The organism is Pseudaquabacterium inlustre (genome assembly GCF_038066595.1).
In the GTDB taxonomy this organism is placed as follows: domain Bacteria; phylum Pseudomonadota; class Gammaproteobacteria; order Burkholderiales; family Burkholderiaceae_C; genus Pseudaquabacterium; species Pseudaquabacterium inlustre.
The window spans coordinates 865,439-880,599 of sequence record NZ_JBBUTH010000001.1 but is presented as its reverse complement, the minus strand read 5'-3'; the positions used below and the strand labels follow the sequence as shown (position 1 = coordinate 880,599).

The 15,161-nt window shown below is 72.2% G+C and carries 12 protein-coding genes; 7 read left to right on the top strand and 5 right to left on the bottom strand.

What is annotated here, in order from left to right; genetic code table 11:
• Positions 1-19: 19 nt before the first annotated feature.
• From AACH10_RS03785 to AACH10_RS03760, 6 genes are all read left to right on the top strand, one after another.
• A complete protein-coding gene (locus AACH10_RS03785) occupies positions 20-3,355 on the top strand; it encodes a hypothetical protein (protein WP_341409021.1) in 3,336 nt (1,111 codons plus the stop codon).
• Between the two features lie 8 nt (positions 3,356-3,363).
• Positions 3,364-4,440: an OmpA family protein gene (locus tag AACH10_RS03780; RefSeq protein WP_341409020.1), complete on the top strand. Its 1,077-nt coding sequence runs from the start codon at positions 3,364-3,366 to the stop codon at positions 4,438-4,440.
• A gap of 94 nt (positions 4,441-4,534) precedes the next feature.
• Entirely contained in the window at positions 4,535-5,185 is a 651-nt protein-coding gene (locus AACH10_RS03775) for a LuxR C-terminal-related transcriptional regulator (protein WP_341409019.1), read from the top strand.
• A 50-nt stretch (positions 5,186-5,235) separates the two neighbouring features.
• Positions 5,236-6,792, top strand: coding sequence for a sensor histidine kinase (locus AACH10_RS03770; RefSeq protein ID WP_341409018.1), 1,557 nt, complete (start codon positions 5,236-5,238; stop codon positions 6,790-6,792).
• Complete coding sequence (locus AACH10_RS03765; protein WP_341409017.1) at positions 6,789-7,466, top strand: response regulator transcription factor; 678 nt, start codon at positions 6,789-6,791, stop codon at positions 7,464-7,466. The genes AACH10_RS03770 and AACH10_RS03765 overlap by 4 nt, the downstream gene beginning before the upstream one ends.
• Positions 7,467-7,577: 111 nt before the next feature.
• A complete protein-coding gene (locus AACH10_RS03760) occupies positions 7,578-10,118 on the top strand; it encodes a TonB-dependent receptor (RefSeq protein ID WP_341409016.1) in 2,541 nt (846 codons plus the stop codon).
• A gap of 15 nt (positions 10,119-10,133) precedes the next feature.
• On the opposite strand, the gene AACH10_RS03755 is transcribed toward AACH10_RS03760, so the two are convergent.
• Positions 10,134-10,547, bottom strand: coding sequence for a VOC family protein (locus AACH10_RS03755; RefSeq protein WP_341409015.1), 414 nt, complete (start codon positions 10,545-10,547; stop codon positions 10,134-10,136).
• Positions 10,548-10,746: 199 nt separating this feature from the next.
• On the opposite strand from AACH10_RS03755, the gene AACH10_RS03750 reads away from it, so the two are divergent.
• Positions 10,747-12,291 carry a hypothetical protein gene (locus tag AACH10_RS03750; protein WP_341409014.1) on the top strand — a complete coding sequence of 515 codons (1,545 nt, stop codon included), beginning with the start codon at positions 10,747-10,749 and terminating at the stop codon, positions 12,289-12,291.
• 19 nt (positions 12,292-12,310) lie between these two features.
• On the opposite strand, the gene AACH10_RS03745 is transcribed toward AACH10_RS03750, so the two are convergent.
• The 4 genes from AACH10_RS03745 to AACH10_RS03730 are packed head-to-tail and all read right to left on the bottom strand — an operon-like array spanning position 12,311 to position 15,154.
• Entirely contained in the window at positions 12,311-13,324 is a 1,014-nt protein-coding gene (locus tag AACH10_RS03745; protein ID WP_341409013.1) for a tripartite tricarboxylate transporter substrate binding protein, read from the bottom strand.
• Positions 13,321-14,046 (bottom strand): hypothetical protein, encoded by a 726-nt coding sequence (locus tag AACH10_RS03740; protein ID WP_341409012.1) that lies wholly within the window; start codon positions 14,044-14,046, stop codon positions 13,321-13,323. The genes AACH10_RS03745 and AACH10_RS03740 overlap by 4 nt, the downstream gene beginning before the upstream one ends.
• A gap of 2 nt (positions 14,047-14,048) precedes the next feature.
• Positions 14,049-14,543: a hypothetical protein gene (locus AACH10_RS03735; protein ID WP_341409011.1), complete on the bottom strand. Its 495-nt coding sequence runs from the start codon at positions 14,541-14,543 to the stop codon at positions 14,049-14,051.
• 5 nt (positions 14,544-14,548) lie between these two features.
• Positions 14,549-15,154 carry a hypothetical protein gene (locus AACH10_RS03730; protein WP_341409010.1) on the bottom strand — a complete coding sequence of 202 codons (606 nt, stop codon included), beginning with the start codon at positions 15,152-15,154 and terminating at the stop codon, positions 14,549-14,551.
• Between the last annotated feature and the right edge of the window lie 7 nt (positions 15,155-15,161).

The window sequence follows — 15,161 nt, the reverse complement described above, 5'->3', positions numbered from 1 at the left end:
CCCGGCCGGTCGCTGGGCCATGTGTCCGCTGGCCTGTGCCGCGGCCGCCGTGCTGGGCCTGAACACGCCCTGGGCGCAGGCCCAGTCGAGTGCTGGCAGCGCACCGCCGGCGGGCTCGCCCACCGATGTGCGCTACACCCCGCTGTCGGCCGGCGATGCGCGCCTCTTCCCGCAGATCCCCGGCCAGGACGCCCAGCCCGGCGTGCTGTTCCGCGGTGAGCGCGCCGGCGTCAACTACGCGGCCAATGCCGGCGTGCAGCGCATCGTGGTCGAAGTGGATCGCGACGGTGTGCCGGCCGATGGCCAGAGCCCGGTGCAGCTCACCGTGCGCCTCTTTGATGCCAAGGGCCAGCCGCTGGTGGGCGAGGCCTTCGCCACCCTCGAGCATTCGGGCGGCCGCGTGCTGCTGCCCGGCGCGCACACCGACGAGGCCGGCCCGCGTGGCCTGGATGCCGACCGCACGGTACCCGGCGTACAGCTCAAGGTGACGGGCGGCGTGGCCACCTTCACGCTGCTGGCCCCCGCTACTGCGCAGGATGTGCGCGTGCGCGTCAGCGCCGGCGATCACGAGGCGGCGGGCACCATCAGCTTCGTGCCCGAGCTGCGCCAGATGGTGGCCGCCGGCCTGGTGGAAGGCATCGTCAACTTCCGCAACCACGCGGTGCTGACGCCGGTGCGCCAGGGCGACGCCTTCGAGCGCGAGATCCAGTCCTGGGCGCGCGAGTTCAGCGGCGGCAAGGCCAACATCGGCGCGCGCACGGCCTTCTTCCTGAAGGGCACGATCCGTGGCGACCTTTTGCTGACCGCCGGCTACGACTCCGACAAGGACACCCGCGCGCGCCTGCTGCGCGACATCCGGCCCGACGAGTATTACCCGGTCTATGGCGATGCCTCGCTGCGCAGTGTGGACGCGCGCTCGGGCAGCCGCCTGTTCGTGCGCGTCGACCAGGCCAAGAGCTACGCGCTGTACGGTGACTTCGCCACCGGCGACGGCTTCTCGCAACCCATCGGCCAGGGCAACGTGGCCTCGCTGAAGGCGCGCAGCCTGGGCGCCTGGAACCGCACCGCCACCGGCGTGCGCCTGCACCACGAAGAGGGCCGCGTGGTCGGCAACCTGTTCGTGTTCCAGGACACGCTGCGCAACGTGGTGGAGGAGTTCTCCAGCCAGGGCTCGGGCCCCTACGGCCTGCGCAACAGCGCGGTGGTGGAGGGCAGCGAAAAGGTCGAGGTGGTAGTGCGTGACCGCGCCCAGCCGGCGCGCATCGTCAGCGTGCGCGCACTTGCGCGGCTGATCGACTACAGCTTCGAGCCCTTCTCGGGCCGCATCCTGCTCAGCCAGTTCCTGCCGGCGGTGGACGACAGCCTGAACCCCGTGTCGCTGCGCGTCAGCTACGAGGTGGACCAGGGCGGCGACCCGTACTGGACCGTGGGCGGCGACGCCCAGGTGAAGCTGACCGATGCGATCGAGGTCGGCGGCTCGCTGGTGAAGGACCGCAACCCGCTCAGCCCCTATGACCTGGCCAGCGCCAACGCCACCTGGCGCATGGGCCCACGCACCGCGGCCGTGGTGGAAGTGGCGCAGAGCACCAGCACCGTCAACACCAACCCGGCCAACCAGAACGTCACGCCGGGCCTGGCCGGCCGCACGGGCGAAGTGACCGGCAAGGCCGCGCGCCTGGAGTTCACGCACGAGGACGAACGCACCGAGGCACGCCTGTCGGCCGGCCGCTCGTCGCCGGCCTTCAACAACCCCGGCGCACCGCTCAGCGGCGGCCGTGGCGAGGCCTACGGCATCGCGGGCATCAAGCTCACGCCCGAGCTCAAGGCCTATGTGGAAGGCTACAAGAGCGAGGACCGCAACACCGGTGGCGGCGACCGCAGCCAGGCCGGCCTGGGCCTGCGCTGGCTGGCCAGCGAGCGCCTCACGCTCGATGCCAGCCTGCGCAGCGCGCGCGAGACCGTGGGCACGCATGGCAACGGCGTGCTCACCTCGCCGTTCGGCCTGACGTCCGGATTGAGCGGCAGCATCGCCACCGGCTCGGCCGGCGGTGCACTGGGCTATGGCGCGGCGGTGCTCGATCCGGTCAGCGGCCTGCCGGTCATCACGCAGGGCGGCCTGAGCACCGCCACCACCAGTCTGGCCGCGGGCACCCAGCTGAGCAGCGACACCGTGCGCCTGGGCCTGGGCTGGCGTGCCACCGATCTGATGCGCCTGGGCGCCGAGGTCGAGACCGATGTGTCGGGTGACAGCCGTCGCCGCGCGGCGCTGGGCGCCGATTACCAGGTGGCCGAGCGCACGCGCCTGTACGGCCGCTACGAGCGCCAGAGCGGCTGGGTGCAGATGGCGGGCGTCTCCGACACCGGGCGCTCGGCCTCGGCCTTCGCCTTCGGCGTCGAGTCCACCTACCTGAAGGACACGCAGCTGTTCAGCGAGTACCGGCTGCGCGATGCGGTGTCGGGCCGTGACCTGCAACTGGCCTCGGGCGTGCGCCAGGGCTGGGACATAGCCGAGGGCTGGCGGGCCACCGGCGCCTACGAGCAGGTCAACGTGCTGTCGGGCAGCACCGCCAAGACGCAGGCAGTGGCCGGCGCGCTCGACTGGACGGCGCACCCGCTGTGGCGTGCCGGCACGCGGCTGGAAGTGCGCCGCTCAGGCGACCTGGCCGGCACCGCCGACAACGACGCCTTCACCACCACGCTGTGGCAGGTGACGGTGGCGCGCAAGCTCGACCGCGACTGGACGCTGCTGGGCCGCAACTACCTGCTGCGCACCGACTACGCCGCGCGTGGCGACGTGCTGCAGGACCGTGCCCAGATCGGCCTGGCCTACCGCGACACCGACACCAACCGCGTTAATGCGCTGGCGCGCATCGAGCACAAGCTCGAGCGCGATGCCAGCAATGCCACGGTGGGCGAACTGCGCACGCGCGCCTGGATCGCCTCGGCCCATGCCGACTGGCATCCCACGCGGCCGTGGTGGTTCACCGGCCGCGTGGCGGGCAAGTGGCAGACCGACCGCTTCGAGGCCGGCGTGAGCGACAGCTTCCGTGCCCAATTGGTCTCGGGCCGTGTCGTCTACGACATCACCGAGCGCTGGGACATCGGCGCGATGGCCGCGGCCCAGATCGGCCAGCACGGCGCGCGGCAGACGGCCTTCGGTGTCGAGGCCGGCTACCTGCTGCGCACCAACCTCTGGCTGAGCGCCGGCGTCAACGCCACCGGCTTTGCCGGCGATGCCGACCTGGCCGGCTACGAGTACACCCGCTCGGGCGCCTATGTGCGCCTGCGTTTCAAGTTCGACGAGAACCTGTTCAAGCGCCGTGACCACGAGGTCAACCGGAGTCTCGACCGATGACATCCCCGATGAAGCTCCTTCCCCTGGCCACGCTGGCCGCCGCCGCCCTGCTGCCTGCCGCCGTGCAGGCCCAGGCCACCCAGCTCACGCCCGCGCCGCAGCGCATCAGCGATGTGGCGATTGCTGCCGACCAGCGGGCCTACGAGGGCCTGCAGGCGCGCATCAAGGGCCTGAACGACAAGGGTCGGCCGGTGCGCGACTACCACCTCAGCAAGGCTCAGTGCTGGCTGGACGTGAGCTTCCACGAGTACACGCGCAATGACCGCGGCCCGTTCCCGCAGGCCGCACTGACCGAGAGCGAGAAGCTGGTGATGGCGATGGAGCAGGGCGCCCAGCCGCTGCCGATGGCCACGCCGCTGGTCGGCGAGGCCGTGGCCATCCGCCCCGACCTCTGGGCGGCAGCCAAGGCCCTGCCAGGCCATGCCGGCTGGCGCTGCGCGCAGCACAAGACCGCCTGCGCCGAGGTGGAGCTGGTGCATGCCGGCAACGAGCAGGCGCAGCAGGGCTGGCGCCATGCCAAGCCCTATGTGCAGATCGCCGAAGACCTGCTCGGCGAGGCCCGTGCGCTGGCCGAGGCCTGCGTGCCGCCGCCGGCGCCGCCCGCGCCCGCGCCCGTGCCGGTGCCGGTGCCGGTGCCGGTGCCGGTGCCCGTCCCGGTGGTGAAGGACGCGCCGCCGGTGGTGGTGCAGCAGTTCCAACTGGGCGCCCAGGTGGTGTTCAACTTCGACAAGCACACCGCGGCCGACATCCGCCCCTACAGCACGCTGCAGCTGGAACAACTGGTGGCCCAGGTGCGTGAGCAGAAGCTGGATGTGCAGGCCATCCGCCTGGTGGGCCATGCCGACCGCCTGAACAGCACCGGCCAGGCCGACTACAACCAGCAGCTGTCGGAAAAGCGCGTAGCCACCGTGCGCGACCTGCTGGTCAGGCTGGGCCTCGATGCCAGGCTGATCGAGACCGCCGCGCGCGGCGACCAGCAGCAGATCCAGGGCTGCGAGGCGCGCTTCAGCCGTCAGTCCGATCTGGAGGAATGCCTGCTGCCCAACCGGCGCGTCGAGGTCAGCATCCGCGCCAACCGGCGCTGAGCACGGGGCACCGCGCGGTGTCACACCGGGGGGCAGGAACGGCCTTTGCAGAGCGGCTGGGCCCTGTGCCCCGAAATCCCCCGGAGAGCCCCCCATGATCCACGTGATGTTGGCCATCGAGTCGGCCGAGCTGCGCGCGTCGTTCCGGCGCCGGATTTCCGGCGCGCCCGACCTGCGCGTGCTGGCCGAAGCCGAGAGCCTGGACCGCGCCTGCGAGCCGCTGCGCCTGCAGGGCGTGGACGTGGTGCTGGCGGCTCTGCCGCTGGCCGGGGCCACCACCGCCGCCGGCCTGGTGGGTGCGCTGCGCCGCCAGGCGCCGCAGGCGCGCGTGCTGCTGCTGGGCGGCCCGGCGTCTGCAGCGGCCACCGGCCCGTGTGACGCCTCACTGGCGCTGCAGGCCGGCGCCATGGGCTGGATGCCGCACGAGTGCGAGGCCGGCGCGCTGCTGCCGGCCGTGCGCGGCGTGGCCTCGGGACGCCGGGTGTTCCCGCCGGCCGTGCTGCGCACCTGGCTCGATGCCGGCCAGCCCATGACCCGCGGCCCGCTGGCCGGGCTGACCCCGCGCGAGTACGAGGTGCTGCGCATGGCCACCGACGGCCTCACCGTCACGTCGATCGGCCGCGCGCTGCAGCTCAGCCACCAGGCCATCCACGGCACCATGTCCAGCGTGCGCCGCAAGCTCGACGCCCCCAGCGACTTCAGCCTGATGCGTCTCGTGGCGGAACAGCGGCTGTACCACGGTTGAGCGTTCGCGCGGCGGCGCCCCCGGGCAGCACCCGGCCGACAATCGCCGCCATGGCGCCGCCGCTCCCGTCCGAATCCACCCCGTCCAACGCGTCCACGGCCGCGGCGGCCGCCGCGCCGCCGCCGCTGGACCTGCCGCGCCTGCTGATGCGCCGCTCGGCCGGTGTGGCCGCCGCCGTGCTGCTGCTGGCCCTGCTGCTGGGCCTGGCGCGCATGGCCGACGACATGGCCGACGAGGTGGATGCCGCGATGGCCCTGGCCGACACCGTGGCCCAGCTGGCGCACCTGCCGGCACACGACGACGCCCAGGCCCTGGCCCTGCTGCGCCGCGTGCAGAGCGCCCACCGCCTGCGCCACCTGGTGCTGCAGGTGGCCGACGAGGGCGGCCAGGTGCTGCTGGCGCCGCAGCCCGAGCCGCGCGCCGCCTGGCCGCTGGAACTGGCGCTGCGCCTGCACCGCTGGCTGGACGGGCCGGTGGACGAGCGCCGCGTGGCCTGGGCCGTGCCGCGCCAGGAGGGGCGGCGCTGGATCGTCTCGCTGACCGCCTCGCACGAGAGCGAGCGGCGCGAGGCCCTGGTCAGCCTGGCCGGCATGCTGGGCCTGCTGCTGCTGGCCGTGGTGGCGCTGCTGCTGGCCATGCGGGCCAACCTGCACCATGCCCTGCGCCCGCTGGGCCGCCTGCTGGGCGCCATCGGGGCCATCGAGGGGCATGACACCCGCGCCGTGCGGGCGCTGCCGGCCATGCCCATCCGCGAACTGGAGGCCCTGGCTGCTGCGCTGCGCCACCTGGCCCAGGCGCTGGACGACGAGCAGGCGCGGCGCCGCCGCCTGAGCCAGCAGGTGCTCACGCTGCAGGAGGACGAGCGCATGCGCCTGGCGCGCGACCTGCATGATGAATTCGGCCAGCGCCTGACCGCGCTGCGGGCCGATGCCGCCTGGCTGATGCGCCGCCTGCAGGGCGACGCCACCTTGCAGCCGGTGGTGGCCGGCATCGCCGAGCACGGCCAGGCCATCCAGCGCGATGTGCGCGCGCTGCTCGGCCAGCTGCAGCCCTTTGGCGCCAGCGATGCCGGCCAGCCCGAGCCGATGCCGCGGCTGCAGGCGTTGGTGCAGGGCCTGGTGGCCGCCTGGCAGGCGCCGGGGCGCGAGGCGCGCGCGCAGTTGCGCCTGGTGTGGCGCTGGCGCGCCGACGACCGGCAGCCCTGGGCCGAGGCGCCACCGGCCCTGGCCCCGCTGGCCGGGCTGGGCCTGCCGCGGCCGCTGGCACTGGCGCTGTACCGCATCAGCCAGGAGGCGCTGACCAACGTGATGCGCCATGCCCAGGCCGCGCAGGCCGAGCTGTGCCTGGGCTTCACCGGCGCGGCCATGGCCGGTGCGCCGCTGCAGATCGACTGGCAGGTCAGCGACGACGGCCGCGGCCTGCCCGACGCGCAGCTGGGCGATGCGGCCGCGCGTGGCAACGGCATCGCCGGCCTGCGCGAGCGGGTGTGGGCGCAGGGCGGCGATCTGCAGCTGGGCCCGGCCAGCCCCGGCGCAGCGCGGCCGGGCCTGCGCCTGGCCACCACGCTGCAGGCACACTGGCAGGCCGTGAACGACGCCGCCCCATGAACCCGACAGCCACTCATCCCGCCACCACGCCGGTGCGCGTGATGCTGGTCGACGACCATGCCATCGTGCGCGCCGGCTACCGCCGCCTGCTCGACCTGGAACCCGGCTTTGCGGTGGTGGCGGAATGCGGCGATGGCGATGCCGCCTTCGCGCAGCTGCAGCGCATGGCCGATGCCCGCCCGCCGGCGGTGGACCTGGTGGTGCTGGACCTGTCGATGCCCGGCCGCAGCGGGCTGGATCTGCTGCGCCGCATCGGCCTGCGCTGGCCGGTGCTGCGCGTGCTGGTGTTCAGCATGCACGACAGCCCGGCCATGGTGGCCCAGGCGCTGAAGGCCGGCGCGCATGGCTTCGTCACCAAGAGCAGCGAGCCCGACGAACTGGTGGCCGCGCTGCGCCGCGTGGCGGCCGGCGAGGTGGGCGTGTGCTCGGCCGACATCGCCGGCAGTGCCGAGACGCCCGCCGCCCAGCCGCCGCACATGGCGCTGAGCGTGCGCGAGTTCGACGTGCTGCGCGGCCTGGTGGAGGGCCTGGGCATCGAGCAGATCGCCGAGCGCCTGCACCTGAGCCCCAAGACGGTCAGCAACCACCAGACGCAGATCCGCCAGCGCCTGGGCGTGGCCACCGCCGTGGAGCTGCTGCGCTACGCCCAGCAGCACCGGCTGTTCGTGCCCTGAGGGCCAACCCCGATCCGCATCGGGAAGTTTTCCCAGTCGTTCTGGCGCGAAACCTGCGCACCCTCGGGGCGATTCTTTCGCCCTGACACACAACGATTCGGAGACCTGTTCGTGCGCCGCCTTGCCTGCCTCACCCGCTCAACCAACCTGGCCCTGCGTCCCGTGGCCGCTGCCGCGCTGGCCCTGGCCGCCGGCGCCGCGCTGGCCCAGCCCTCCGCCTCGGCCCCCACGCAGCGCGTGGAGGTGATCGCCCCCGCGCCGCTGCCGGGGCTGGAGATCGCCCGCGACCAGGTGCCCGCGCCGGTGCAGGTGCTGCGCGCCGACGCGCTGTCGCAAGGCGGCGATGCCGACCTGGCCACCACGCTGAACCGGCGCCTGGGCGGCGTGTACCTCAACGACGTGCAGGGCAACCCCTTCCAGGCCGATGTGAACTACCGCGGCTTCACCGCCTCGCCGCTGCTGGGCACGGCGCAGGGCCTGTCGGTCTATCTGGATGGCCTGCGCCTGAACCAGCCCTTCGGCGACGTGGTGAGCTGGGACCTGATCCCGAAGAACGCCATCGCGCAGGCCGTGCTGATGCCCGGCGCCAACCCGCTGTTCGGGTTGAACACGCTGGGCGGCGCGCTGGCGCTGCAGACCAAGGATGGCCTGCGCCACGCCGGCACCGTGCTGCATGCCGGCGCCGGCAGCCACGGTCGCGCCAGCCTGGGCTTCGAGCATGGCGGCCACCAGGCCGGTGGCGAGATGCACTGGTACCTGGCCGGCCAGCAGGAGCAGACCCAGGGCTGGCGCACCGACTCGGCCAGCCGTGTGGGCCAGGTTTTCGGCAAGCTGGGCCTGCGCCGCGGCGCCACCGACTTCACGCTGAGCGCCGCGCTGGCCGAGACGCGCATGAACGGCAACGGCCTGCAGGAGCAGCGCCTGCTGGATGCCGACCACCGCAGCGTCTACACCCGCCCCGACACCACGCGCAACCGCTCGGCGCTGGTGAACCTGGCGGCCACCACCGCGCTGTCGGACCACCTGCGCCTGACCACCCAGCTGCATGCGCGCACCGTGCGCACCCGCGCGCTGAACGCCGACATCAACGAGGATTCGCTGGACCAGTCGGTCTACCAGCCCAGCGCCGCCGACCAGGCGGCCCTGGCCGCCGCCGGCTACAGCGGCTACCCCGCCAGCGGCGCCACCGCCGCCAACACGCCGTTCCCGAAGTGGCGCTGCATCGCCCAGGCGCTGCAGAACGACGAGCCGGCCGAGAAGTGCAATGGCCTGATCACGCGCGGCAGCACGCACCAGGCGCAGTGGGGCCTGTCGGCCCAGCTGGCCGGTGAGGTGGCCGGCCCGGTGGGCACCCACCGCTGGGTGCTGGGCGCGGCCCACGAGCGCAGCCGCATCAGCTTCCACCAACTGTCCGAACTGGGCTACCTGAATGCCGACCGCACCGTCACCGGCGTGGGCGCCTTCGCCGACGGCCTGAGCGGCGGCGACATCGATGGCGAGCCCTTCGACACCCAGGTGCGGCTGCGCTCGCGCAGCCACACCAGCAGCGTGTACGCCAGCGACACCGTGGCCCTGAACCCGCGCACCCACCTGACGCTGGCCGCCCGCTACAACCGCTCCGTGGTGCACACGCTGGACGAACTGCAGCCCCAGGGCGGCACCGGCTCGCTGAACGGCGACCATGTGTTCGCCCGCGTCAACCCGGCGCTGGGCCTGACCTGGGCCGCCACGCCGGCCGTCACGCTGTACGCCGGTGCCAACCAGGGCAGCCGCGCGCCCTCGGCCATCGAGCTGGGTTGCGCCGATCCCGACAGCCCCTGCAAGCTGCCCAACAGCATGGCCGGCGATCCGCCACTGCGACAGGTGGTGACCACCAACCTGGAAGCCGGGCTGCGCGGCCGCACCGCCGCGGGCCTGAGCTGGAACGTGGGCGTGTTCCGCGCCGACAACAAGGACGACATCCTGTTCGTGGCCGACAACGCCGCGGGCTTCGGCTACTTCAAGAACTTCGGCAAGACCCGCCGCCAGGGCCTGGAAGCCGGCTTCAGCGCCGGCGTGCCGGGCTGGCAGGGTGCCAGCGTGGGCGCCCAGCTCACGCTGCTGGACGCCACCTTCCGCAGCACCGAGGTGCTGGGCGGCGCCGGCAACAGCAGCAACAACGAGGCCGTGGACGAGGGCCTGCCCGGCGTGGATGGCACGATCACCGTGCAGCCCGGCCACCGCATCCCGCTGACGCCGCGCCGGCAGCTCAAGCTGTTTGCCGAGGCACCCATCGCCGCCGGCTGGACGGCCAGCGTGGACGTGGTCGCGATGTCCGGCGCGTATGCGCGCGGCAACGAGAACAACGCGCACCAGCCCGACGGCACCTACTACCTGGGGGCCGGCCGCAGCGCGGGTTATGCCCTGGCCAACGCCGGCCTGGCGTGGCAGCCCACGGCGGCCCTGCGCGTGGGTCTGCAGGTCAACAACCTGTTCGACCGCCGCTACGCCACGGCCGCGCAGCTGGGCGCCACCGGCTTCGACGCCAAGGGCAACTTCGTGGCGCGGCCGTTCCCGGCCAATGCCGAGGGCGACCGGCCGCTGGTCGGCTCGACCTTCTACGCGCCGGGGGCGCCGCGCAGCGTGGCGCTGACCGTGCGCTACGCGATCTGAGCCGTGCCGCGCCGGCTAGGCTGGCGCATGGCACACGGCCTCGATGTTGTTGCCCTCGGGGTCGATGACGAAGGCGCCGTAGTAGTGCGGGTGGTACTCGGGGCGCAGGCCCGGCGGGCCGTTGTCGCGCCCGCCGGCTGCGATGGCGGCCTGGTGGAACGCGTCCACCTGCGCGCGGCTGGCCGCCTTCCAGGCCAGGTGGCAGGCCGTGGTGGCCGGCGCGCCGCCATAGGGCGACGGCCCGTCGACGAACCACACATCGGCCTTGCGGCCATCGCGCTCGGCCGGGTCGGGATACGCGAAGCCCACGATGTGCACGCCGTGGTGGCCTTCGTAGCACAGCGTGTAGCCCAGCGGCGCCAGCGCGGCGCCGTAGAAGGCCTTGGCGCGCTGGATGTCGCTGACGCGGAAGGTCATGTGGTCGAGCATGGTGGTCTCCTTGGCGGCGGCCGGTGCCGGCCCGTCGCGCCGACTGTACAAACAGTCGGCCGCACACTTCAAATGCAAGACCTCTGACTCGGTGGTAACACTGCGTACCGCCGGCCCCTGGCGCACCTACACTCCGCCGCTTTTCGTCGCATCAGACTGGGGAGTTTTCTTGCGTACGACCAAAGCAGTTCGTTGGGGAGTGGCGCGGTGGATCCGCGTGGGGGCGGCACTGTCGCTGACCGGGGCGCTGGTGGCCTGCGGGGGAGGTGGCGGTGGCGAGGGCGACCGCACGGCGTCCACTACGCCGCCGACACCGACCACGCCCACCACACCCACCACGCCGACACCACCGGCCTCGGCCCCCGGTGGCAACCCCGGAACCGGTGCCCGCAGCGTGCAGACGGGCAAGGTCATCGACGGCTATGTGCGCGGCGCCACCGTGTGGCTGGACGTGAACGGCAACCACCAGCGCGATGCCGACGAGCCTGCGGCCGTGTCGCAGGCCGCCGGCGCCTACCAGCTGGAACTCACCGAGGCCCAGCGCGCCTGCCTGCCCTACGCCACGCTGTATGTCGACGTGCCGGTGGGCGCGGTGGACGAGGACAGCGGCCCGGTGCAGGCCGCCTACCAGATGGCCATGGCCCCGCGACTGCAGCCGCTGGGCGAGGATCAGGTGCTGAACGTCACGCCGCTGACCACCGCCATCTGGGACCAGGTGCGCAGCCGGCTGACGGCCTCGGCCCCCGGCCTGGGCAGCTGCGATCAGCTGCGCCAGAACCAGGCCCTGCGCGAGGGGCTGATGCAGGAGATCCGCTCGGTGATGGGCGATCTGGTGCGCCGCCACAACCTGTCGGAGGCGCGCATCCACGCCGACTTCATCCAGACGCAGGACGCGCCCAGCCATGCGCTGGCGCTCGACATCGTCAAGGGCCTGAAGGCCGGCTACGCCTACCAGCAGCAGCTGCAGGCGCGGTACCCCGACGCCACCTTCGTGCGGGCCGAGGTCTACCGCGGCCGCGGCACCCACACCGTGTACGACCGGGCCGACCGGTGGTACCGCAACGCCTCGGTCTGGCGCCCGGCGGGCTACGTCAGCGAGTGGGTGGCGCTGGACGACAGCCTGGGCCAGGTGAGGCAGGTGATGTCGTTGCGGCGGGAGGACAGGGCGCCCTGGGGCGCAGCCACGCTGACCACCACGCGCACGGCCTACAACTTCGACAGCAACCAGGCCGACTACCTGTGTGCGCTGGACGAGACCGTGTCGCAGGCCCAGGGCGGCACCAGCTACGCGCTGGCGGTGGTCTACGACGACCCCGTGCGCGAGGCCGATCCGCTGGCCTGCCTGGGTGAGCGCCATGCCACGCCGGGCGTGCCCCGGCAGCGCCACTACGACACCCACAGCACCGTGGGCCGGGTGAGCCACGACGCCAACCTGCGCTTCGGCAGCGCCCAGGCCGAGTACCAGGCGCTGCAGGACTGGCACCATCTGCAGGGCCGCAGCGGCGAACTCGACTTCGGCCGCGTGATCCAGCGCATCGCCGCCAGCGGCATCGGCTTCGACGAGGCGGTGCGTGTGGACACCGACAGCTGGTTCAAGCGCGTCACCGACGACACCGGCCTGCGCGTCACGCTGGAAAAGTCCAGCAGCGGCCCCTGGGTGCGCAGCCGCACGCTGGCCGATGGCACCAGCACCAGCGAGTGCAGCACCGACGCGGGCCAGACCTGGGCGGCCTGCCCGCGCTGACGCGTCGGCCGGGCTGGCCTCACTCGCTCTTGGCCAGCCCCATGCGCTCGACCACCTTGCGCTCGGTCTCGTACGAGACCTTGAGCGCGCGGCCGTACTCCTGCGGGCCCAGGTAAGCCAGTTCCTGGTCGTACACGGCCAGTTCGGCCACGTGGGCGGGGTCGTTCATCGCGGCGCGGAAGGCGTCGTGCAGCGTGGCGACGATGGGCGCCGGAATGCCCGCCGGGCCCACGATGCCGTAGGGCGAGGTGGCCACGATGCCGTGGCCCAGCTCCTTCAGCGTGGGCACGTTCGGCCAGCGCTTGGTGCGGTGCTCGCCAAAGGTCACCAGCAGGCGCAGGCGGCCCGAATCGACGAAGGGCCCGAAGCCGTTGCTGTTGACGCCCACCTGCACCTGGCCGGTGCTGACGGCGATCATCTGCTCGGCCGTGCCCTTGTACGGCACATGGTTGAACGTGAGGCCGCGGCGGCCGAACAGGTCGTCCATCACCACATGCGGCGTGGTGCCGGTGCCGTTGGTGGCGATGTTCAGCTCGCCCGGGTGGGCCTTGGCCCAGGCGAACAGGTCGTCCAGGCTCCTGAACGGGCTGTTGGCCGGCACCACGATGCCGAAGGTGACGCCCGAGATCTGGATGATGGGCGTGGTGTCGCGGATCGGGTCCCACAGCACCTTGCGCGTCCACGGCGCGCGCAGCACGGTCTGCGGCAACTGGGCCAGCGTGTAGCCGTCGGGCTGGGCCTGCTGGATGATGGGCATGGCCAGCGTGCCACCGGCGCCACCACGGTTTTCCACCAGCACCTTCTGGCCCAGACGGCGCGACACGCCGTCGGCCAGGATGCGGAAGGTGAGGTCGGTGGCGCCACCGGCCGGCCAGGGCAGCCAGATCGTGATGGGCCGCACCGGGAACGGTGCCTGCGCATGCGCCAGCGTGGCGCCCAGCGCCGGCCCCAGCGCCAGCGCGGCGCTGGCGCCCAGCAGCTTGCGGCGCGTGGGATCGTGGCGGTGCCGGCTGGCGCGCGGGGATCGGGTCATTGCCATTCGGTCAGCTCCATCACCAGCTTGCCGCCGTTGAGGAAGGTGGAGTTGTTGGTCGGTTCGCTGCGTTCCAGCTTCACCAGGCCCACGCCCTTGCAGTACCACTCGGTGGTGGCCAGCGGCATGTCGCGAAAGCCCACCACCGGGTCGGCGAACAGCTTCATCACCGCCGTGCCCTGCACGCGGATGCAGTCCTTGAAGTCGCCGGCACGGGTCTTCACCGCCTCGCCGAGTGCGGCGATCTGGTAGGTCATCACCACCGGCTTGTGCGTGTGGCGGATCTCGGGCGGGAACTCGGCGCCGCGCTTGAGCAGGTAGGCCGTGGTGGGCGCCTGCCAGCTGGTGCCCACGGCCAGCGGCATCTTCAGCACATAGCGTGCGGGCTTGTCGGGCTCGGGATCGGCCTGCAGATCGGTCTTGGCTGCAACGCGGTAGATGCCGGTGTCGTCGGCACGCAGCCAGTAGTCCACGCCGCTGGCGCTGCGCCGGCGCCAGCCCTTGCCACTGCCGGGCACGGTGTCGGGCAGGCTCTCGGCACCCAGCGTCGAGAGCTCCACCGTCTCCTTGTCCTGCGTGTTGTTCTCCCATTCGCTGACCTGCTCATAACGCCAGGTGTGGCCGGCCTCGAGCGGGAAGTAGCCGCTGGCGGCGGATTGGGAGCAGGCTTGCAGCAGCGTGGCCGCAGCGGCCAGCGCGGTGAGGGTGAGGGCGCGCCGCATGATCACTTTTCCGGAAGCTGGGGCGCGGGCATGTCGCGGATCTTGACTTCCTGTTCGTCGGCGCCGGGGCGCAGCCAGCCCAGGCCCTTCTTGCCGCGCTTGGGGGTGGCCTGGCCCATCTGGCTGACACCCTGGCGGGCCTTCTTCATGCCTTCGTTGAGCAGGGCGTGCAGGTCCTTGGTGTAGGGCAGCTTGTAGGCGCGCGGCTGCGGCACCGGTTTGCCGTTCTCGATGGCGTTGACCCACAGGTACAGCGCACCGACGGTCTTGTTGCTGGGCTCCTCGATCACCACCGCCAGCAGCGTGAAGCGCTCGGGCAGGGCGTCGGGCGTGGGCCAGCCCGACAGGTTGTGCACCACGTCGTCGGCCCAGAAATAGAACACGGCCACGCCGGCCACCAGCAGGCCCTTCAGCCAGACCGGCCAGCGGCTCCACAGCAGCGCCAGCGTGGCCAGCAGCACCAGGGCCGCGAACGAGAGGGTGAGGGCAAGTCCCATGGGCGTTACATCCGTTGCACGAGCTGCTTGGGCAGCGTGTTGATGTTGTTGGCGCTGCCATCGGGCAGCACCGTGAAGCGCACCAGCGTCACCTCGTCGCCCTTGCGGGCCAGGGTGGCGGTGCCGTAGTACACGACCTCGGCGCGCGGGTTGACCTTGACCACCGAGACGGTCACCTCCACCGGCTGGCCGTCCTTGCTGTCGTAGTAGTGGGCGTTGAAGCTGTACTCGCCCGGGGCGAATCCGCGCAGCGTGATGACCTCCTGGTTCAGCGGGTTCACGATGCTCTTGTTGTTGACGACGATCGAGTCGTTGGCCAGGCCGCGGTCATCGCGGTCCAGGTGCATCAGGCCGGCCTCGCGGGCGCGGAACCACACCAGGTTGCCGCCGGGGTCCTGGCCCCAGGCGTCGATGTCGTTGGGGTTCATGTCGGGCCAGCTGACCGTGATGATGTATTCGGCCTTGGCCGGGATGTCGCCCGCCTTCAGCGCCTTGGGGTTCATCGCCAGCAGGGCCACGATGAAGCAGAAGACGAAGGCGATCAACATGTTGAACAACATGTCGTAGAACGGATCGACCTCGGCCTCGGGGCCCCGGCGGCGGCGTGCCATGTCGTGT

Bases quoted from the DNA above. Each gene is read 5' to 3' on its own strand.
- AACH10_RS03730 (WP_341409010.1), bottom strand. From the start codon at position 15,154: ATGGCACGCCGCCGCCGGGGCCCCGAGGCCGAGGTCGATCCGTTCTAC.
- AACH10_RS03740 (WP_341409012.1), bottom strand. From the start codon at position 14,046: ATGCGGCGCGCCCTCACCCTCACCGCGCTGGCCGCTGCGGCCACGCTG.
- AACH10_RS03765 (WP_341409017.1), top strand. From the start codon at position 6,789: ATGAACCCGACAGCCACTCATCCCGCCACCACGCCGGTGCGCGTGATG.
- AACH10_RS03780 (WP_341409020.1), top strand. From the start codon at position 3,364: ATGAAGCTCCTTCCCCTGGCCACGCTGGCCGCCGCCGCCCTGCTGCCT.
- AACH10_RS03770 (WP_341409018.1), top strand. From the start codon at position 5,236: ATGGCGCCGCCGCTCCCGTCCGAATCCACCCCGTCCAACGCGTCCACG.
- AACH10_RS03745 (WP_341409013.1), bottom strand. From the start codon at position 13,324: ATGACCCGATCCCCGCGCGCCAGCCGGCACCGCCACGATCCCACGCGC.
- AACH10_RS03775 (WP_341409019.1), top strand. From the start codon at position 4,535: ATGATCCACGTGATGTTGGCCATCGAGTCGGCCGAGCTGCGCGCGTCG.
- AACH10_RS03755 (WP_341409015.1), bottom strand. From the start codon at position 10,547: ATGCTCGACCACATGACCTTCCGCGTCAGCGACATCCAGCGCGCCAAG.
- AACH10_RS03785 (WP_341409021.1), top strand. From the start codon at position 20: ATGTGTCCGCTGGCCTGTGCCGCGGCCGCCGTGCTGGGCCTGAACACG.
- AACH10_RS03735 (WP_341409011.1), bottom strand. From the start codon at position 14,543: ATGGGACTTGCCCTCACCCTCTCGTTCGCGGCCCTGGTGCTGCTGGCC.